At 49.2% G+C, this 18,479-nt stretch carries 20 protein-coding genes; 12 read left to right on the forward strand and 8 right to left on the reverse strand.

Annotated elements, in window-relative coordinates:
• Positions 1–39 precede the first annotated feature (39 nt).
• A complete protein-coding gene (locus L4D79_RS19245; protein WP_428653303.1) occupies positions 40–471 on the reverse strand; it encodes an HIT domain-containing protein in 432 nt (143 codons plus the stop codon).
• A gap of 118 nt (positions 472–589) precedes the next feature.
• Positions 590–1,006, reverse strand: a complete 417-nt coding sequence (locus L4D79_RS19250; protein ID WP_428653305.1) for a hypothetical protein — start codon at positions 1,004–1,006, stop codon at positions 590–592.
• On the opposite strand from L4D79_RS19250, the gene L4D79_RS19255 reads away from it, so the two are divergent.
• On the forward strand, positions 1,005–1,610 hold the full coding sequence (locus L4D79_RS19255; RefSeq protein ID WP_428653307.1) for a DUF924 family protein: 606 nt from the start codon (positions 1,005–1,007) through the stop codon (positions 1,608–1,610). The two genes, L4D79_RS19250 and L4D79_RS19255, sit on opposite strands and share 2 nt — an antisense overlap.
• A gap of 88 nt (positions 1,611–1,698) precedes the next feature.
• On the opposite strand, the gene L4D79_RS19260 is transcribed toward L4D79_RS19255, so the two are convergent.
• On the reverse strand, positions 1,699–2,718 hold the full coding sequence (locus tag L4D79_RS19260) for a GGDEF domain-containing protein (protein WP_428653309.1): 1,020 nt from the start codon (positions 2,716–2,718) through the stop codon (positions 1,699–1,701).
• A 134-nt stretch (positions 2,719–2,852) separates the two neighbouring features.
• Positions 2,853–4,583 carry an arginine--tRNA ligase gene (gene argS, locus L4D79_RS19265; RefSeq protein WP_428653312.1) on the reverse strand — a complete coding sequence of 577 codons (1,731 nt, stop codon included), beginning with the start codon at positions 4,581–4,583 and terminating at the stop codon, positions 2,853–2,855.
• A 423-nt stretch (positions 4,584–5,006) separates the two neighbouring features.
• On the opposite strand from argS, the gene L4D79_RS19270 reads away from it, so the two are divergent.
• A complete protein-coding gene (locus L4D79_RS19270; RefSeq protein WP_428653314.1) occupies positions 5,007–5,597 on the forward strand; it encodes a VOC family protein in 591 nt (196 codons plus the stop codon).
• 151 nt (positions 5,598–5,748) lie between these two features.
• Here L4D79_RS19270 and purU read toward each other — a convergent pair whose 3' ends face one another.
• Positions 5,749–6,582, reverse strand: a complete 834-nt coding sequence (gene purU / locus L4D79_RS19275) for a formyltetrahydrofolate deformylase (RefSeq protein WP_428653316.1) — start codon at positions 6,580–6,582, stop codon at positions 5,749–5,751.
• Positions 6,583–6,756: 174 nt separating this feature from the next.
• Here purU and L4D79_RS19280 point away from each other — a divergent pair, with 174 nt between their 5' ends.
• The 8 genes from L4D79_RS19280 to rnd all read left to right on the forward strand — a co-directional run bounded on the left by L4D79_RS19280 (position 6,757) and on the right by rnd (position 14,933).
• The gene (locus L4D79_RS19280; protein ID WP_428653318.1) at positions 6,757–7,218 is read left to right on the forward strand and encodes a group I truncated hemoglobin; all 462 of its coding nucleotides are present in this window, start codon (positions 6,757–6,759) and stop codon (positions 7,216–7,218) included.
• A 145-nt stretch (positions 7,219–7,363) separates the two neighbouring features.
• Positions 7,364–9,322, forward strand: a complete 1,959-nt coding sequence (gene yoaA / locus L4D79_RS19285) for a DNA repair helicase YoaA (protein ID WP_428653320.1) — start codon at positions 7,364–7,366, stop codon at positions 9,320–9,322.
• Positions 9,323–10,024 (forward strand): tRNA (adenosine(37)-N6)-threonylcarbamoyltransferase complex dimerization subunit type 1 TsaB, encoded by a 702-nt coding sequence (gene tsaB / locus L4D79_RS19290; protein WP_428653322.1) that lies wholly within the window; start codon positions 9,323–9,325, stop codon positions 10,022–10,024.
• Positions 10,025–10,102: 78 nt separating this feature from the next.
• Positions 10,103–10,384, forward strand: coding sequence for a hypothetical protein (locus tag L4D79_RS19295; RefSeq protein WP_428653324.1), 282 nt, complete (start codon positions 10,103–10,105; stop codon positions 10,382–10,384).
• 89 nt (positions 10,385–10,473) lie between these two features.
• Entirely contained in the window at positions 10,474–11,028 is a 555-nt protein-coding gene (locus L4D79_RS19300) for a Slp family lipoprotein (protein ID WP_428653327.1), read from the forward strand.
• A gap of 6 nt (positions 11,029–11,034) precedes the next feature.
• The gene (locus L4D79_RS19305; RefSeq protein WP_428653329.1) at positions 11,035–11,949 is read left to right on the forward strand and encodes an alpha/beta fold hydrolase; all 915 of its coding nucleotides are present in this window, start codon (positions 11,035–11,037) and stop codon (positions 11,947–11,949) included.
• Positions 11,950–12,059: 110 nt separating this feature from the next.
• Positions 12,060–13,745, forward strand: coding sequence for a long-chain-fatty-acid--CoA ligase FadD (gene fadD, locus L4D79_RS19310; protein WP_428653331.1), 1,686 nt, complete (start codon positions 12,060–12,062; stop codon positions 13,743–13,745).
• A 63-nt stretch (positions 13,746–13,808) separates the two neighbouring features.
• Positions 13,809–14,933 carry a ribonuclease D gene (gene rnd / locus L4D79_RS19315; RefSeq protein WP_428653333.1) on the forward strand — a complete coding sequence of 375 codons (1,125 nt, stop codon included), beginning with the start codon at positions 13,809–13,811 and terminating at the stop codon, positions 14,931–14,933.
• A gap of 60 nt (positions 14,934–14,993) precedes the next feature.
• On the opposite strand, the gene minE is transcribed toward rnd, so the two are convergent.
• Genes minE through minC form a run of 3 tightly spaced genes read right to left on the reverse strand, consistent with a single transcriptional unit; the run spans position 14,994 to position 16,760 of the window.
• Positions 14,994–15,257, reverse strand: a complete 264-nt coding sequence (gene minE / locus L4D79_RS19320) for a cell division topological specificity factor MinE (protein ID WP_428653335.1) — start codon at positions 15,255–15,257, stop codon at positions 14,994–14,996.
• A gap of 6 nt (positions 15,258–15,263) precedes the next feature.
• Positions 15,264–16,076 (reverse strand): septum site-determining protein MinD, encoded by an 813-nt coding sequence (gene minD / locus L4D79_RS19325; RefSeq protein ID WP_428653337.1) that lies wholly within the window; start codon positions 16,074–16,076, stop codon positions 15,264–15,266.
• A 21-nt stretch (positions 16,077–16,097) separates the two neighbouring features.
• Positions 16,098–16,760: a septum site-determining protein MinC gene (minC, locus tag L4D79_RS19330; RefSeq protein WP_428653340.1), complete on the reverse strand. Its 663-nt coding sequence runs from the start codon at positions 16,758–16,760 to the stop codon at positions 16,098–16,100.
• Between the two features lie 221 nt (positions 16,761–16,981).
• On the opposite strand from minC, the gene L4D79_RS19335 reads away from it, so the two are divergent.
• Together L4D79_RS19335 and L4D79_RS19340 are read left to right on the forward strand one after the other, a co-directional pair.
• Positions 16,982–17,266 (forward strand): YcgL domain-containing protein, encoded by a 285-nt coding sequence (locus tag L4D79_RS19335; protein WP_428653609.1) that lies wholly within the window; start codon positions 16,982–16,984, stop codon positions 17,264–17,266.
• 3 nt (positions 17,267–17,269) lie between these two features.
• Positions 17,270–18,238, forward strand: a complete 969-nt coding sequence (locus tag L4D79_RS19340; RefSeq protein WP_428653342.1) for a lytic murein transglycosylase — start codon at positions 17,270–17,272, stop codon at positions 18,236–18,238.
• Positions 18,239–18,479: the final 241 nt, after the last annotated feature.

Here is an 18,479-nt window from a genome sequence, read left to right on the forward strand (position 1 = left end):
AAAAGAAAAAGGCAACCTGCGGGTTGCCTTTTTTTTACCTTATTCCACGGCGCAGAAACCATCGATGTGGCTCAGCTCGGCCCTGAGCTCTTCAGTCAGGGCTTGCTGCAGAGCGTCGTCGCGCTGGGTGCCGTCGGTATTGCCCCACACAGGACCCGGCCAGGCAATATCATCCTTGAAGCGGGCGATATGGTGAACATGCAATTGTGGGACAAGGTTACCTAATGCTCCGACGTTGATTTTGTCGGCCTGGTAATCTGTTTCTAGTACCGTCGCTACCGCGCTGGATTCTTTCATTAATTGCAACTGTTCGGCTTCAGGCAAGTGATGGATTTCGCGCAGAGCATCCTTGCGTGGCACCAAAATAAGCCAAGGGCCGAGTGCTTCTTTAGACAATAATACTTGGCAGAGGGGAAGGTTACCGACAATCGTAGTATCTGCGGCCAGTCTCGGATGAAGTGAAAACTGCATGGGGATATTCCTTAATTGTATTGTGTAGCTCACATGCTGAGATATTTGCCAACAGCCCAAAATGGGCTTTGGGGTAGGATATACCCAAGTAACCTCAAGATGTAGGTTCAGCGAGAATTTATAAGCTTATAGACAAGGCATTGTTTTGAAGATCTAGTGGCTCTAAATCAATAAACAATAACGCGGTATAGAAGCTTAGAAAACTCGCCCTTCGGGAGGGTGTCAGCCCATTCACTCCTTCGTTGAAGCTTTTTGAAAGGGAATGCCATTCCTGCAAACCTTCGCCTTGTATTGAATGTGCTGACAACTCTCTGAATCCTGCACCTTGAGGTAACTTGGGTATATAGGCATCAGGAGCTGCACTGATGACAGTACGATAGTGTGAATATAATGCAGTAGCAATGCTTTCTGCCATGGCAGTTGGTGTTTTTTTTACGGACAGGTGAAATAGGTTGTGATCAGGTAGTGAGTTCGGGTTTATCCGTGTTGAGAAATCAGCGGTATCGTGACGACGTTCTAGGCGGGAGTGAGACATGAGTGCTCAATATCAAGATGTGCTGGACTTCTGGTTCGGCGAGTTAGGTGAAGAAGTAACGGTCACGGATCGGAATAAACTGTGGTTTCGTGGCGGGGAAGAAACGGATCAAATTATCGCTGAACGTTTCCAACATCAAGTGAGCAAAGCTGGACTCGGTGAACTGAGTGTCTGGACTGAAGATCCAAGGGGAACTCTCGCGCTGATTATTCTGCTCGATCAATTCACCCGCAATATTTATCGTGGCTTAAGCGCTGCATTTCGCTATGACTCATTGGCACTGGCCTTGTGCAAGCGAGGCTTGGCAAAGAACCAGGATTTGGAACTGACGCCAATAGAGCGGGTATTTTTCTACTTGCCTCTTGAGCATTCAGAAACTATCGAAGATCAAGAAGAAGCTGTATTTCGTTTCGACCGCCTGATGCAGACGGTGAGCCCGGCACATGCTGATACCTTCAAAGGGTTCTATCAATATGCGGTGAGCCACCACGATGTGATTAAGCGCTTTGGACGCTTCCCGCACCGTAATGCTGCTTTTGGTCGTTTATCGACCCAGGAAGAGCTGGAATGGCTGCATAAAGGAGGCCAGCGGTTTGGTCAGTAGCTGACGGTTTAGAGGCGGCCAGCCAATCAGCTGGCCGCTGATTTGTTACTAGTACATGCTTTGGTGAGCTGTATCGGGTAATGTTATGCTAGGAAATCGGTAGTACGCGGTTTCGACCCAACTGCTTGGCTTGGTTGAGGAAATGATCGGCGCGCTCGATCAGTGCCACACTGTGTACCTCCTCCTTGGAACTGCTGATACCAAATGAGGCAGTCACCGAATTGATCCGCTGTCCGGACTTCTTGTCGAGTACCGAAATCTTCTCAATGGCTCTACGCATGGTTTCCGCTTGTTGGCGGGCTGAAGGCAGTGATTTATGCGGCAGCAAAATAGCAAATTCCTCCCCTCCGAAGCGATAGGCTTTGGCATAATCACGGCAGCACTCCGCTAGCCTTTTGGCTACCATCTTCAAGACTTGATCGCCCATAAGATGGCCGAACTCATCATTGAAGTATTTAAAGTGGTCAATGTCTAGCAAAATCAGGCTGGTCGGGATCTGGTTGTCGAGATAGCTTTGAATATCCTGATCAAAGGCTCGGCGATTGTAGAGCTTGGTCAATGCATCTTCATTGGCCTGTTGCTGGCTTTTGTTAAGTGCAGCCCGCAAAGTTTGGATCTCTTGCTGGGCAGAATCGAGCTGGCCTTTGAATAGCCCTGTTGATTGGCGCATCTGCTGTGACTCGCGAAGCAGTTCGCGGACCAAGCCAACGGTTTCTTCAAGGGATATCCCTTCTTTTCCAACCTGCTCCAGCCGGCCGAACGTTGACTCCAAGGCATTGTGGAAACTGTTGGTATCCGACAGGGTATCTGCCATGCTGTGCGAAAGCTCCTGCATCATAGCAGTGAGGCTAAGCTTGAGTTGTTTGACGTCGCTATCGGTTTGGCTGGCAAGATGGTCCTGGTACAGGGTTTCGCACAACGTCGGCGTACAATGGCCGACTGCCTCGATACCACTGTCGAGAGCCATATTGAGCGGTGGATTTTGCTGAGAGCTATAGGTGTACCACAGAGCATAGTTGGTTGGGGTGGTGGGGACCTTATGCTTGATCATCAGGGGAACGGCTTGTTTTAAGATCTCCGTTGATTTCGCAAAGTTGTCGTTACTCATACCTAACATCCATTATTACTGGTCTTCTGACGCCAATTGCTATGAATATTGCTACAGATAATAAAATAGCCTTCTAAGGATACCTTAGAAGGCTATGAATTATTAGATATTTATCGAATTATATCAGCGTTTTATTACATGCGCTCAAGGGTTTCGATACCCAGAAGATCCAAGCCTTGCTTGATTGTCTTCGCAGTAAATAGTGCCAGTTTCAGGCGGCTTTGCTTAACGTCTTCTTCTGCGTTTAGGATCGGACAAGCTTCGTAGAAGCTTGAGAACTTACCAGCAAGCTCGAATAGGTAGGTACACATTAGATGTGGCTGACCTTCACGAGCAACATTTTGTACCGCTTCTTCGAACTGAAGTAGGGTAGAAAGCAATGCTTGTTCTTTCTCGTCGTTAATCACGATAGGGTGAGTCAGATCAGCAAGCTCAACATCTGCACGCTTGAAGATAGAAGCGACACGGGTGTATGCGTACTGCATGTACGGTGCCGTGTTACCTTCGAAGGCTAGCATGTTGTCCCAGTCGAAGATGTAGTCAGTCGTACGGTGCTTAGACAGATCCGCATACTTAACCGCAGCCATTGCAACCGTGTTGGCAATGTTGGCTTTTTCTTCAGCGTCTAGCTCTGGGTTTTTCTCTTCGATAAGTTTCGCTGCACGTACTTCTGCTTCGTCAAGAAGGTCGGCTAGGCGAACAGTACCACCGGCACGGGTCTTGAATGGACGGCCGTCTTTACCCAGCATCATGCCGAAAGCGTGGTGCTCAAGGGTCACATCTTCTGGCACGTACTCAGCTTTACGGACGATAGTCCAAGCTTGCATTAGGTGCTGGTGCTGACGGGAGTCGATGAAGTAAAGCACACGGTTTGCACCAAGCTGCTCGTAACGGTATTTGGCACAAGCAATATCAGTGGTGGTGTAAAGGAAACCGCCGTCGCGCTTCTGGATGATCACACCCATAGGCTCGCCGTCTTTGTTCTTGTACTCTTCAAGGAACACAACTTGCGCGCCGTCATCTTCAACAGCCAGACCTTTTTCTTTTAGGTCTGCAACGATGCCAGGTAGCATATCGTTGTACATTGACTCACCCATCACGTCATCACGGCTTAGCGATACGTTTAGGCGATCGTAGTTACGCTGGTTCTGGATCATGGTGACATCAACCAACTTCTTCCACATATCAGCACAGTACTCGTCACCACCCTGTAGTTTTACCACGTAGTTACGTGCGCGCGCGGCAAACTCGGTATCTTCGTCGTACAGTTTTTTTGATTCGCGGTAGAAAGCTTCCAGATCAGAAAGCTCCATTGATACTTCGCCAGACTCTTTCTGTACACGCTCAAGGTTAGCGATAAGCATACCGAACTGTGTACCCCAGTCACCGATGTGGTTAGCACGGATCACTTTGTGACCTAGGTGCTCAAGGGTACGTACAACTGCATCACCGATGATGGTTGAACGTAGGTGACCGACGTGCATTTCTTTGGCAACGTTTGGTGCAGAGTAGTCAACAACGATAGTTTGTTGCTCTTCAGTCGAAACACCGAGACGTGCATCTTTCAGGGCATTTTCAGCTTGCTCGGCAAGCCAGGTTTTGCTCAGGAAGATGTTGATAAAGCCAGGACCGGCGATTTCAACTTTTTCAGCGATACCGTCAAGGTCTAGCTGCTCGATAACTTTTTGTGCGAACTCGCGAGGGTTAGTACCCAGTTTTTTGGCTACGCCCATAACACCGTTGGCTTGGTAATCACCAAATTGTGCTTTCGCAGACTGGCGAACTGCAGCAGGGCTGCCGGCAGGTGCGCCTGCGGCTTCTAGCGCCTGAGATACTTTGTCATTAATGAGTGCTTGAATGTTCACACGCTTATCCTTTAAATCGTTTGTAACGCCAATAAGTAATGCAAATTGGCGAGGCAAAAACGGCACCGTATTCAAGGGATATAACCGTCAAAAATAATCACGACCATTGGCCTATAAAGATAGCACCAAGTGATAATTTAATTACGTGAGTATTTTTGACGGGGCCGCCTCAGAAGTGGAAGAGGGGGAACATCTTGAATACGCTGGTTGCATTACCCTAATAATACCCACAAATTTAGGTGGTTTGGCAAGCCGTAAAGACAATAGATTGCGATTTTTTTTTAATATCCATTGCGGGGTGAAAAATATGCAGGAGTCTAGCAAGCACAAGGGCTTTGCCGGTGCGAATAGGGCTGTTGTCAAGCCGAAAACTATGGATAATTATGCGTTCAATCGCTCAGCGTGAATAATCGGAGAAAAGAGATGCACAAGCTAGAACAAAAAGGCCTGTTACCAGAGCAAATGTTGGCCGAGTTGCCAGCCTTTATGGCGAAAATTGAGCGCCTTGCTGAACAGTTGGGCCTATCGCTTGCCGGTTACCAGGCTGATCACATTGCTTTGCGAGTCAATGATTGGGAGATTGCAGAGCAGTTGCACCAAGCCTGGCTGGCTTATGGCACCGAATGGTCGACCAATGAAATCAACGGCCGGCCGATTGTAGTGATTGGCTTTGATACCCCGCTTAGCTGCGGCCCTTGGCAGATCGAAGCACTCGAATTACCGTACCCGGGTGAGAAATCGTATCCGCAGGAAGGGTGGGAGCATGTCGAGTTTGTGATCCCGTCAAAGGCTGCCGATACCGATGCATTGAAGGTCTCGTTGGATCAAGCGTTTCCTGAGCTAGCGAGTCAATGGGATAAATTAGCCGATAAGGGCATTAAGGTGAAAGCGAGCAGCCCGTCAGGTGAGAAAGAGCGCCTGTCGAACCCAACCTATGCCTTCAAGCATGACGGTGTGTGTATCAAGCTGCATCCGCATTCGTTGAAGGCGGTAATTGAAAGTGAAGCGGAGTAAGCGTACTCCTAGATTCCTGCATTTAGCAGGGTAAAATTTCAAAAACGCATGAAGACATCCCTGTCGCTCCGACCCGCCATCCTTGGCGGGTAGGTTTTGAAATCTCACCCTTGCTAAATACTGTTGGTAGGAAAGGTATGTGGCGTGGTGGTTACAAAATCACAGTCCGGTTACCGTAAACAAAGACCCTATCATCAATCACTAAGCCTAGCGCTTTGCTCAACACTGACTTTTCAACATCCTTACCTGCCCGTGCCATGTCTTTGGCGCTGAAGTTATGGTCAACCGGAATCACGTTCTGGGTAATGATCGGGCCCTCATCAAGGTCGTTAGTCACAAAGTGGGCAGTGGCACCGATAATTTTCACCCCGCGTTCAAACGCTTGCTGGTACGGTTTGGCACCGATAAAAGCGGGCAGGAAGCTATGGTGGATGTTGATGATTTTATGCGGGAACTGGGCGACGAAATTCGGCGTGAGTATACGCATGTATTTGGCCAGCACGACATAATCGGGCGTGTACTGCTGTACCGCTTCAAGCAATTGGGCCTCATGTTCGTCCCGGCTGATCCCTTCATGGCTAATGTGATGGTAAGGAATGCCAAAATTGCGGGCGAGTTCAGCCAAATGGTCGTAGTTACCGACAATAGCGGCAATCTCGATATCCAAGGTACCGTCAAAGGTTTTGACCAGTATATCGCCCAAGCAGTGGGCTTCTTTGGTTACCATGATCACAATACGCTTGCGTTCCGGGCCGATTAGGCGGCGATGGCTTCCCTCGGGGAGTGCGCGGTCCAAATCGTACAGGAAGGTCTCGTCATTGAAGTAGCCTTCCAGCTCAGTACGCATAAAAAATTGACTATGGGAGTTATCGACAAACTCATTGTTGTGAACAATATTGAGCTGGTGCTTATAACAGAGGTTGGTGATTTTGCTGATCAGGCCCATTGCATCTGGGCAGTCGGTCAGCAGGGTTTTCTTTTCCATGGTGCTCTTCCTTGAACTACTATTTGATCTAATCCGATTTCTTAGTATTTACCTTGGATTGCTTTCTGGGTCAAAGGCTAATACCAAACTGGGTACTATTCAGTGGGGTATTTATTTTCAGCGAAGGGATAAGCGACTCATATAACTTGTGCCAGAAAAGAAGAAGGTTGAGATATGAATTCCCTACGAAAACCACTTGTAAAGGCGAGTGTTATTAGTCTCGCCATTGCGGTGTCACCGCTTGCGACCAGTGAAGAAGTCCCTACGCTATATGAACGTTTAGGCGGATTGGCTCCTCTCTCGGTGGTAGTCAGCGAGTTTATTGATGTCATCGTGGTGGATGATACCCTGAATGCCAACCCGGCTATCGATGCCTCGAGGAAAGCGGTACCGGCACCGTATTTGAAATATCAGGTCACCAGCATGGTCTGTCAAGCAACGGGTGGCCCTTGCCAATATATTGGGCGCTCAATGAAGGACTCGCACCAGCACCTTAATATCACAACCGCGGAGTGGCAGCACATGGTGGTCTTGCTGATCGGTGTGTTTGATAAATTTGAGATACCAGAGAAAGAGCAGCAAGAGTTGCTGGCCATTGTCGATACCACCAAGGCAGACATTGTGACGGCCGAATAACAGCAATGTGCTGTTGGTTGTGGCGCTGGAATAAATCATGGCTGCTGGGGGGGAATATTGGCATAATGCCCGGTCACCGACGGTGTTGCCCTTAAGCCCGTTTTTCTCAAGCAAGATAGCCTAAAGTCCAGATATCCGAAAGCCTATGATAGCCAAGTTTTTTGCCTCCGGTGGTGCGCTAGATAAAGCCATCCCCGGATTCCAGGCCCGCCAACCGCAAATCGATATGGCACAAGCCGTGGCCGATGCCATCAAGACCGAGAGCCAGCTTGTTGTTGAAGCGGGAACGGGAACCGGTAAGACATTTGCTTATTTGGTGCCGGCTTTGGTCAGTGGAAAAAAAACCATAATTTCTACGGGTTCCAAGAACCTACAGGAACAATTGTTCCACCGGGATCTGCCGTTAATGGCGGATGCGCTCGGCTTTACCGGTCGGGTGTCTTTGCTCAAAGGGCGGTCTAATTACTTGTGCCTTGATCGGCTGAGCCGTCAAATCACTGAAAGCCACGGCGTCCATACCGATCCGAAGCTGCTCAGCCAACTGGTTCAGGTTCGGGGCTGGTCATCATCGACCAAGAGCGGTGACTTGGGCGATTGTGAAGATATTGCCGAAGACAGCCCGGTGATCCCGATGATCACCTCGACCAATGAAAACTGCCTCGGTCGGGAATGCCCATCCTATGAAGACTGTTTTGTCGTCAAAGCGCGCCGTCGGGCAATGGAAGCTGATGTCGTGGTGGTAAACCATCATCTTTTCTTGGCCGATCAGGCAATCAAGGAAACCGGCTTTGGTGAGTTGATCCCTGAAGCTGAAGTATTCATCTTTGATGAAGCCCATCAGATGCCAGATATCGCCAGCCAGTATTTTGGCCAGAGTTTATCTAGTCGCCAGATCCAAGAGCTGGCGAAAGATGTCGAGATAGGTTATCGCACCGAAGCCAAGGATATGCGCCAGCTGCAAAAAACGGCCGACCGACTACACCAAGCGGCGGCTGATATGCGTATTGTGCTTGGTGAACCCGGTTTTCGTGGTAACTGGCGCGAAGCGATAACCAGTCAGGCAATTCAACGTGAAATAACACGGTTGACTGACGCCTTGGATCTCACCCATGAAGTGCTCAAGCTGGCACTGGGCCGGAGCCAGTTGCTGGATGCGGCCTTTGAGCGGGCGACCCTGATCAAGGCGCGGCTAGAGCGGGTCTGTGATACCAGCATTACCGGTTATTCCTATTGGTATGAATGTACCCCTCGTCATTTTAACCTGCACATTACGCCGTTGTCGGTTGCCGATAAGTTTAACGAGCAGATCGAGCAGCAAGGTGGGGCGTGGATCTTTACTTCGGCGACCCTTGCGGTGAATGATGACTTTAGCCACTTCAGTCAGCGCTTGGGACTCAAGCCAAAGCAGCAGTTTTCACTTGAAAGCCCCTTTGATTACCAACAACAGGCCTTGCTGTGCGTGCCCCGCTTTTTACCGGAGCCCAATAGTTTTGGTATTGCTGACAGGTTGGTGGAGATGATGGCCCCAGTTATCGAAGAAAACCAAGGGCGCTGTTTCTTCCTGTGTACCTCACACCAGATGGTTCGTGAGTTGGCCGAAGGGTTCCGGGCCAAGCTCGACCTCCCTGTATTGGTACAGGGCGAAACCACCAAGCAGAAGCTGCTGGCGGAATACCTTGAGCGGGGCAATGCTTTGTTGATAGCGACCGGCGCCTTTTGGGAAGGCGTGGATGTTAGAGGGCAGGCCCTAAGCTGTGTTATCATTGACAAATTACCCTTTACAGCACCGGATGATCCGCTGCTGAAAGCGCGTATAGAGGACTGCCGTTTACGTGGTGGTGATCCTTTTGCGCAAGTGCAGATCCCGGATGCGGTGATCACCCTCAAGCAGGGTGTCGGCCGACTTATTCGTGATACACAGGATAAAGGTGTCCTGGTGATCTGTGACAACCGGTTAGTAACGCGTCCTTATGGCGCGGTATTTCTTAACAGCCTGCCGTCTATCCCGCGAACTCGGGATGTTGTCAGCGTCGGGCAATTCTTATCTTCGGTTAATGGCCCCCAAGAGCCTGCCACAATCGAAGAACAGCATTCAGAGGCTTGAATGAGCAACAAAATTCTTGCAGTAGATACTGCCACCGAAAACTGTTCCGTTGCCCTTCTAGTGGGCGATGAAGTGATTTCTCACTGTGAGTATGCGCCACGCGAGCACACCACCAAGGTGCTGCCTATGGTGGATAACGTGCTGGCGCAGGCTGGCCTGAAATTAAACCAACTCGATGCGCTGGCTTTTGGCCGCGGCCCAGGTAGCTTTACTGGAGTACGTATTGGCATTGGTATTGCTCAGGGTTTGGCATTTGGCGCAGATCTGCCGATGCTAGGCATCTCGACCTTGGCCGCGATGGCACAAGGGACATATCGCCAGCATCAGGCCGAGCAGGTCATGGCCGCCATCGATGCCCGCATGAATGAAATATACTGGGGTCAGTACCGCCGTCAGGCAGATGGCGACTGGGCATTGCAAGGCAGTGAACTAGTTATCAAGCCTGAGATGCTGATCACGCAACTGCCAGTGAGTGAAGGCCAGTGGTTAACGGCTGGTACAGGTTGGGAAAGCTATGCTGATCTACTGGCACAATTGCCTGTTGAAGCCGTATCTGGTTCAGTACTTTACCCGGATGCCGCAGATATGGTGCATTTGGCCAAATATGCATTGGCTCGTGGCGAGGCCGTGGTAGCCGAGGAGGCCAGCCCGGTGTACCTTCGTGATACAGTTACCTGGAAAAAGTTGCCAGGTCGCGAATAATACGCTTGCCTCATTGCCGTGTATGCATAACTATGGGTATAGCATACTCGGCAATCACTTGGATACTGGACGTTTCCTATGGTTTCTATTCAGCGCCTTCCCGTCACAATCCCCCAAACGCCGTCAAAGACGAAAGTTACCCGCGCCTCTGTTCAGGGGGCCGGTGAACCTACCCCAGTTGCCAAAGCCGTTGCTCAATCAGTTCGTGATCCTGAGCTGCTGGAAGCAGCCCACTCTCGTATTCAGTATGATCAACCCGAAGGTAATAACCGCCAGGCATTGGAGAGCTATATGGGGGTGATGCACCAGCAAAAGCGAGATGAACTCTCGATGCTGGTAGGGGTCGATGTATATGTTTAATACCATGTCAGTTTGGAATAAGCCGTGTGATTAGTTGCCTGAAAGTCAGGGAATTGCGTGGATATTCATCATTTACAATGGAGTTACCGATGTTTAGGAAGCTAATCGTTGGGTTGCTTGCTGCGACTATGATAGGCTGCGCCGCGGTACCTGAGGCCCTCATGACCGATAGCGATGACCCAATCACCGATGTCACTGTGCTTAGTGACCCTGCTGGCCAAGATCTTGGTCAGGCGATCCGCCTTGGCGGGGTGATTGCAGCAATTGATAACGGTGAGCAGAAAACCCGCTTAGAAATCGTTGCTATGCCGATTGGCAGTGACGGTAAACCCAAGTTGGGTAGCAGCGCCCAACCGCGCTTTGTCGCGTATGTTGATGGCTTCCTTGAGCCGATTGAATACCATCCCGGGCGATTGGTTTCTGTTGCGGGGCATGTTGATGGGGAAGAAGAAGGCAAGGTTGGCGAGTTTCACTACCGCTTCCCGGTAGTAGCCGCTACAGGAACCCAATTGTGGCAAGTGAAACAGGAAGTCTGGATCGATGATTTTGACCGTTTCAGAAGCTGTGTTGGTCTACATTGTTCACCCAGCCTTATTAACAATGGTTTCTCAAGGGCTGAAGTCAGAGAGCGGGTGACTAAGTAGATTGCTATGTATCAGATAGAGCTTCAGTTGGCCGATCAGCAGCTGTCAGGGTTGGCCTCGTTTTCTGCCCCATCACCGATAGAGAACAAAACCCAGTTAAGCGCTGTTTTAACGCAAAAGCCAATGATGGTGATGTTGCATGGTTGGCAGGATAATGCCGCAAGCTTTGCCCCTTTGTTTGGTAAATTAGCCGAGCACTTCCATATCATCGCCATAGATTGGCCCGGGCACGGGCTGTCGGCACCGAGAGCGGCAGATAATTTCTACCACTTTTTCGATTATGTCGATGATTTGGCCCAACTGGTCGCTTTGTTGGATCAACAGCAGGTGACACTGGTTGGTCACTCGATGGGGGCATTGGTTGCAGTGTCTTATGCTGCGGCGTTTGCCGATAAGATCGCCTCTTTGGTACTGATTGAAGGCTTGTCTCCGCTATCACAGGCGGCGGAAAATGCCCCGGAGCGACTACGTCAGGGGATTGAAAGTCGGCAGCGCTACCGTTCAAGGGCGCACCAGCGGCAGAATCGTTCCATGGATTCTTTCCAGCAGGCGCTGGATCTCCGTTGTGCGGTCAACGGTCTAATGCCAGAGCAGATCAAGCCAGTGGTGGAACGCGGCGTTTTCCAGCGTGATGGGCGTTGGTATTGGCGGCATGACAACCGCTTGAGGTGTGAGTCATTGTACCGAATGACACCTGAACAAGTCAGTGCCTTGGTGGCATCGGTGCAATGCCCGGTGTTATCAGTTATCGGGCAAACCGGTTATCGGCAGCTGAAAGTGACCCAATCTCAAGCCCTAGAATGGCAACAGCTTGAGCAAGTAGAGATTGCGGGTGGCCACCACTGCCACCTTGATTGCCCTGAACGGGTGACCAGTGAGATATTGTTGTTCAGTTCAAATTTTAATGCATTGGCTAAGTAGGTCAGTGTTACTTGTATGTTAAATGTGCTGTAATGCGGCGTAACCACATGTTTTAATTACCCGCCAGCACAGTATCGGCACCATGCCAAAATCAATAAGGAGAGTGCAAAGTGGATAAGGTTTGGCTTAACCGCTATCCGGAAGATGTACCGGCTGAAATTAACCCGGATCAGTATCCGTCATTGGTTGAAATGTTTGAGCAGTCAGTACAGAAGTACGCTGATCAGACGGCGTTCATCAATATGGGACAGGTTATGACCTTCCGCAAACTGGAAGAGCGTAGCCGTGCTTTTGCCGCCTACCTGCAAAATGAACTGAAGGTGAAAAAAGGTGACCGCGTGGCGGTGATGATGCCTAATTTACTTCAGTATCCTATTGCTTTGTTTGGTATTTTACGTGCCGGTTGTGTGGTGGTGAATGTTAACCCACTTTATACTCCGCGAGAGCTTGAGCACCAGTTGAACGACTCCGGTGCCAAGGCGATCGTCATTGTTTCTAACTTCGCCCACACCCTAGAAAGCATCGTTAAAAACACCAGCGTTCAGCATGTGGTACTGACTAGCCTGGGTGACCAGCTATCACGTCCGAAGGGCACGTTAGTTAACTTTGTCGTGAAATACATCAAGAAGATGGTGCCTAAATACCACCTTCCACACGCGACGTCTATGCGCATGGCCCTACGTAAGGGACGCCGTATGCAATACGTCAAGCCGTTCATGTCCGGTGAAGATACTGCCTTCCTGCAGTATACTGGCGGTACGACTGGGGTTGCCAAAGGCGCCATTCTCAGCCATCGCAACATGCTGGCGAACGTGATGCAAGCCAAGGGCGCATACGGACCGGTACTTACTGAAGGCCGCGAACTGATTGTGACAGCGCTGCCGCTGTACCATGTTTTTGCCCTGACAGTGAACTGCTTGCTGTTTATTGAAATGGGTGGACGTAACCTGCTGATCACCAACCCGCGTGATATCCCGACGTTTGTCAAAGAGTTGCAGCGTTATCCGTTTACGGCCATCACGGGTGTGAATACCTTATTCAACGCATTGGTCAACAATGAAGACTTCCATGAGATTGACTTCAGCGAACTTCGCTTGTCGGTAGGCGGCGGTATGGCTGTTCAGCGTGCCGTGGCTGAGAAGTGGAAGCAAATCACGGGTAACTACTTGCTGGAAGGCTATGGCCTAACCGAGTGTTCACCGTTGGTGGCCGCTTACCCGTATGATTTGACCGACTATAATGGTTCTATCGGTTTGCCGGTGCCATCAACCGATGTCCGTATTGTTGATGATGAAGGTCAGGTACTGGGCAATGATCAGACTGGTGAGCTTCAAGTCCGTGGCCCTCAGGTGATGCAAGGTTACTGGCAACGTCCAGAGGCGAGCAAGGAAGTATTGACTGATGATGGCTGGCTATCAACAGGTGATATCGTCCGTTTTGATGATGAAGGCTTCCTGCACATTGTTGATCGCAAAAAAGACATGATTTTGGTATCAGGCTTCAACGTCTACCCGAATGAAATTGAAGATGTCGTTGCCCTCAACAGCAAAGTGCTGGAGGTGGCAGCGATCGGTGAACCTCATGAAGTATCAGGTGAGTTGGTTAAGATCTGCGTGGTGAAACGCGACGCTAGCCTAACCCGCGAAGAGCTGCTTGAGCACTGCCGCGAGCATCTGACAGGTTACAAGGTGCCGAAAATTGTTGAGTTCCGAGATGAGCTTCCAAAAACCAATGTCGGTAAGATCCTACGCCGAGCATTGCGCGAAGAATCTGCTCAGCAGGATCAGAGTGCGTAAGCACATCGTGAATTAATACAAAGAATGCCGGCCTCAAGCCGGCATTTTATTGGTGAGAATACTGTGAATTTTGAAATAATTACTAGCCGTGAACGGCTGGAGACGATCTGCCTTAAGGCACGCCGCCAAACTGCGGTAATGTTAGATACCGAGTTTGTCAGAACCCGTACCCTGTACCCGAAGCTTGGCTTGATCCAGTTGTTCGACGGTGAGTCTTTGGCATTGATTGACCCGCTAGCGATTGATGACTTAGAGCCGTTGTGGGAATTATTGCGTGATCAGTCGGTGATCAAGGTACTTCATGCCTGTGGTGAAGATTTGGAAGTATTCCAATATTACGCAGGCTGTTTGCCGGTGCCGATGATTGATACCCAGGTAATGGCCTCATTCCTTGGCTACGGTGTGTCGGCTGGCTTCGGTACCTTGGTAAAAGATTACTTGGGTATTGAGCTTGATAAAGGGGAAGCCCGCACCAACTGGCTTGCTCGTCCACTGACTGACCGTCAGCTCGATTATGCCGCTGCCGATGTGTACTATTTGCTGCCGCTTTACCAGAAGCTGATGCCGCAGGTGGTCGATAAAGGCTGGCAAGAGGCGCTGGCGCAGGAGTGTGCCGGTTTGATGCTGAAACGGATTAAGACCATTGATCCGGATAAAGCCTACCTGGATATCAAAAACGCTTGGCAGCTAAACCCGAAGCAGTTGGCTATCTTGCAAAAAGCGGCGAAGTGGCGTTTATTGGAAGCGCGCAAGCGCGACTTGGCCCTCAATTTCGTTGTCAAAGAGCTTCACCTTTGGAAGTTGGCCCGTTTTGGTATTAAGTCTAAAGCGGTAATGGCCAAAGAAGGCTTCGAAAGCATGGAAATTCAACGTCATGCGAACCGCTTGCTGAAAATGGTTTACGATGTCGATGACATGCCTCAAGAGCAGTACCCTGAAAAAATCACTAGGTTGGTGGATTTGCCGGGTTATAAGCAAAAGGTAAAGCATATCAAAGATGTAGTGACAGCGGTGGAGACGGAAACCGGTCTGATGGCTGAATTCTTGGCATCAAAAAAGCAGATCAACCAGTTGATCTCTTGGGCCTGGAAAAAAGACTCACCGGACGACAATATGCCGGACATGCTAAAGACATGGCGCAAACCGCTGTTTGAACAAAAAGTGTTGCCCCTGCTGAAAAAAGATTAAGGGCATAACAAAAGCCGCGTTATGGCAAACAAAAAGCCCCGCATTGTGTGCGGGGCTTTTTTATTTTTCTTCGTCTGGCAGGGTGACGTTGAGTTCGAGTACGGAAAGATCTTCTTCTTTCTGATCGAGATTGACCGAGACCTGCTCTGGGCTAATCTCAACATACTTGCGGATGACGTCCAGGATATCCTGTTTCAACTGCGGTAAATAGCTAGGTGCACTATGATCGGCAGAACGGCGTTCAGCAACGATAATTTGCAGCCGCTCTTTGGCTAGACTGGCAGTCGTTGGTTTCTTGGGGCGGAAGAATTCTAACAATGCCATCGTGGATTACCCTCCGAATAGACGTTTTAGGAAGCCTTTCTTCTCTTCCTCAAGGAAGCGGAAGGGACGCTCTTCACCGAGCAATCGAGCAACGGTGTCTTCGTAGGCGATACCCGCATCCGATTCTTTGTCAAAAATCACCGGCTCACCTTTGTTTGATGCGTTCAGCACTGCTTGGCTTTCAGGGATCACACCGAGTAGAGGGATATGAAGAATTTCTTCGACATCGTCGACACTCAGCATTTCGCCTAACGTTACGCGGGCTGGGTTATAGCGCGTCAGCAGTAGGTGCGTTTTCACCGGGTCTTCGGCTTGCTCGGCACGGCGGGACTTCGAATCGAGGATGCCAAGAATACGGTCAGAGTCACGCACAGAAGAGACTTCAGGGTTGGTGGTGACAATGGCTTCATCGGCAAAGTACAGCGCCATCAGTGCGCCGGTCTCGATACCTGCTGGCGAATCACAGATAATGAAATCAAAGCCCATTTCAGCCATATCGTTGAAAACACGCTCGACGCCTTCACGGCTCAGTGCGTCTTTGTCACGGGTTTGGGAAGCGGGTAGGACATACAGGTTGTCGACACGCTTGTCTTTGATTAGTGCTTGGTTTAGGTTAGCTTCACCATTGATAACGTTGACGAAGTCATAGACTACACGACGCTCGCAGCCCATGATGAGGTCAAGATTACGCAGGCCGATATCGAAATCGATCACTGCCGTCTTCTTGCCAGTAAGTGCAAGGCCCGATGCAATAGCTGCACTCGAGGTAGTTTTACCAACGCCACCTTTACCTGAGGTAACAACGATAATACGTGCCATCTTAAAATTCCTTATTAAACGTTATAGAGCCATCTGCTCTATGTTCAAATTATTTTCAGCCAGCGAGATAACGACATTTTCTCCCCAGAACTCTTCTTGTATTTTGTCGCTTAACCAGTAATTTCCTGCAATGGAAATGAGCTCCGGTTGGCAGTCATGGCAGAAAATCTTTGCCTCTTTTTGACCGTTGGCCCCAGCGATAGCACGGCCTCGTAAGGTGCCATAGACATGAATACAACCATCAGCAATTATCTCTGCTCCGGGGCTTACATGTCCCAATACTATTAGATCACTATTTTTAGCATAAATTTGCTGACCTGACCGAACTGGATTCTTAATGATTTTTGTCGGTGTCATCACAGGTTCGGCCGCTTTGGCCTGTTTGGCCGCATTCATAATGGCAAATCCAGCTTGTTTTGCCCGCTCTTGCAGTTCAGGTTGTTTGCAACCACTGATCCCGACAGGGATCATTCCGGCCGTCTGAACCTGGCTTTTGAGTAACACGAAGTCCAACTTATTTCCGGCTTGGCTGACATCAATGACGATGGGGGCTGCTGAAAAAAAATGAGGAGCCTGCTCAACCTTCTCTTTAAGAAAGTTGACTGCTTGCTGTATGTCGCCGTCCACTAAGTGGAGGGCAGAGAGGGTGAATGAGCCTCCCTTGAGTTCTGCAGATTTTGTCATGTGTGCTGATGACTGTCGCTAAATTAGTCGTTCGGGAACGTTATCTCTTGGGTAACTTGCATGTTATATTCCAAACCGTATATCAGCAAGCTATCCTTGCTTTTGCGTTGGAAATTCAGACAACCGTCTCATCAAGTAGGCGATCTCCTCTCGATAGGGGAATGATTCACGAGAATCGTTGTCTGACAAAGAGCGAAATTAACGAACAGGTTACCGACAATATGTTGTGTTCTATTTACAAAAGTACTAAAAAAGACAATACCTATCTTTATATCAATAACAAAGATGATTTCTCACCAGTACCTGACGCTTTGTTGAAAACATTTGGTACGCCACAATTTGTCATGGTAATTAAGTTAGATGAACGCCATAAGTTGGCACAGGCCGATATTGAAAAAGTGAAAGCGGAACTAAAAGGCAGCGGGTATTACCTGCAAGTACCGCCGCCCGTGCCAAACTTACTGGAGCAATACAAAGCGGATAAAGCCGCCAGCAGCAAAGGATAAACTATGCATAAGCGATTGATATCGGCCTTTGTGGCCTTAGGGTTAGGATTATCATCGGCGGTTTATGCTGATGAGGGGTTTGATAACTATGTCGAAGGACTAAAAGTTGAAGCCCAGGAAAAAGGAATTTCAGAGTCGATTATCAACTCTGCTTTTGATGGCATTACGTTTGTCGAACGCGCAGTAAAGGCGGATAAAAATCAACCAGAGCGGAAGTTGACGCTGGATGAGTATATTCCACGCGCGGTGCCGGCTTGGAAAGTAAAGCAGGCTAATGAGCTTTATCGTCAGCATAAATCAACGCTGGATAAAATTGGTCAGCAATATGGCGTTCAGCCACGCTTTATTGTTGCCTTATGGGGGGTCGAAAGTAATTTCGGTCGTCTGATGGGTAATTATAATGTGGTTGAGGCTTTATCGACCATGGCTTATGAAGGCCGTCGTGAAGCCTTTTTCCGCGGGCAGGTAATGGCGGCGCTGGAAATATTGGATGCTGGTCATATTAGCCCTGAAAACATGAAGGGCTCTTGGGCGGGGGCGATGGGGCAACCTCAGTTTATGCCGACGTCATTTTTGTCTTATGCAGTTGATGGCAATAATGACGGAAAGATTGATATCTGGCAGACAGAGGCTGATGTTTTTGCCTCTGCCGCGAATTATTTAAAAAAAGCGGGCTGGGATGATCAATATACTTGGGGTCGACAAGTTTCATTATCGGCTTCTATCGATGATTCGTTGCTGGGGGTCGAAAAGAGCAAAGCCAAAACGCTAGCAGATTGGCAACGACTAGGCGTTCGTCGTTTGAATGGCCAGGCTTTACCGAATGTTGATATTGATGCGTGGCTTATTCAACCGGATGATAAGCATGGCCGGGCCTACTTGATCTACGGTAATTACCAATCCTTACTGAAATGGAACCGCTCACACTATTTCGCTTTGGCGGTAAGTCATTTAGCCGACCAAATCCGCTAAAGCCACAATATGACAAAGAAGCCAGACCAAGAGGTCTGGTTTTTTATACTTTAAAGAAAGTAACGAGCTTCTCTATAATCGTAACGATGACTCAAAATTAACGACTCATTATTGGGTGTTATTAACTCATCGAGTTAATTTTGTCATGGTTATGTGATTGGTGTTGTTGATTTTTACCATTAACATCAAAATGTTACATTTTTCCAGAACATTTTTTCCTAGCAATAAAAAAACCCGGCAA

The sequence above is a fragment of the Photobacterium satsumensis genome, assembly GCF_050336935.1.
Taxonomy (GTDB): domain Bacteria; phylum Pseudomonadota; class Gammaproteobacteria; order Enterobacterales; family Vibrionaceae; genus Photobacterium; species Photobacterium satsumensis.

What these genes read in the sequence shown, in the direction of transcription:
- L4D79_RS19245 (WP_428653303.1), bottom strand. Translation starts at nt 471, where the DNA reads ATGCAGTTTTCACTTCATCCGAGACTGGCCGCAGATACTACGATTGTC.
- L4D79_RS19255 (WP_428653307.1), top strand. Translation starts at nt 1,005, where the DNA reads ATGAGTGCTCAATATCAAGATGTGCTGGACTTCTGGTTCGGCGAGTTA.
- L4D79_RS19250 (WP_428653305.1), bottom strand. Translation starts at nt 1,006, where the DNA reads ATGTCTCACTCCCGCCTAGAACGTCGTCACGATACCGCTGATTTCTCA.
- L4D79_RS19260 (WP_428653309.1), bottom strand. Translation starts at nt 2,718, where the DNA reads ATGAGTAACGACAACTTTGCGAAATCAACGGAGATCTTAAAACAAGCC.
- L4D79_RS19270 (WP_428653314.1), top strand. Translation starts at nt 5,007, where the DNA reads ATGCACAAGCTAGAACAAAAAGGCCTGTTACCAGAGCAAATGTTGGCC.
- purU (WP_428653316.1), bottom strand. Translation starts at nt 6,582, where the DNA reads ATGGAAAAGAAAACCCTGCTGACCGACTGCCCAGATGCAATGGGCCTG.
- L4D79_RS19280 (WP_428653318.1), top strand. Translation starts at nt 6,757, where the DNA reads ATGAATTCCCTACGAAAACCACTTGTAAAGGCGAGTGTTATTAGTCTC.
- yoaA (WP_428653320.1), top strand. Translation starts at nt 7,364, where the DNA reads ATGATAGCCAAGTTTTTTGCCTCCGGTGGTGCGCTAGATAAAGCCATC.
- tsaB (WP_428653322.1), top strand. Translation starts at nt 9,323, where the DNA reads ATGAGCAACAAAATTCTTGCAGTAGATACTGCCACCGAAAACTGTTCC.
- L4D79_RS19295 (WP_428653324.1), top strand. Translation starts at nt 10,103, where the DNA reads ATGGTTTCTATTCAGCGCCTTCCCGTCACAATCCCCCAAACGCCGTCA.
- L4D79_RS19300 (WP_428653327.1), top strand. Translation starts at nt 10,474, where the DNA reads ATGTTTAGGAAGCTAATCGTTGGGTTGCTTGCTGCGACTATGATAGGC.
- L4D79_RS19305 (WP_428653329.1), top strand. Translation starts at nt 11,035, where the DNA reads ATGTATCAGATAGAGCTTCAGTTGGCCGATCAGCAGCTGTCAGGGTTG.
- minE (WP_428653335.1), bottom strand. Translation starts at nt 15,257, where the DNA reads ATGGCATTGTTAGAATTCTTCCGCCCCAAGAAACCAACGACTGCCAGT.
- minD (WP_428653337.1), bottom strand. Translation starts at nt 16,076, where the DNA reads ATGGCACGTATTATCGTTGTTACCTCAGGTAAAGGTGGCGTTGGTAAA.
- minC (WP_428653340.1), bottom strand. Translation starts at nt 16,760, where the DNA reads ATGACAAAATCTGCAGAACTCAAGGGAGGCTCATTCACCCTCTCTGCC.
- L4D79_RS19335 (WP_428653609.1), top strand. Translation starts at nt 16,982, where the DNA reads ATGTTGTGTTCTATTTACAAAAGTACTAAAAAAGACAATACCTATCTT.
- L4D79_RS19340 (WP_428653342.1), top strand. Translation starts at nt 17,270, where the DNA reads ATGCATAAGCGATTGATATCGGCCTTTGTGGCCTTAGGGTTAGGATTA.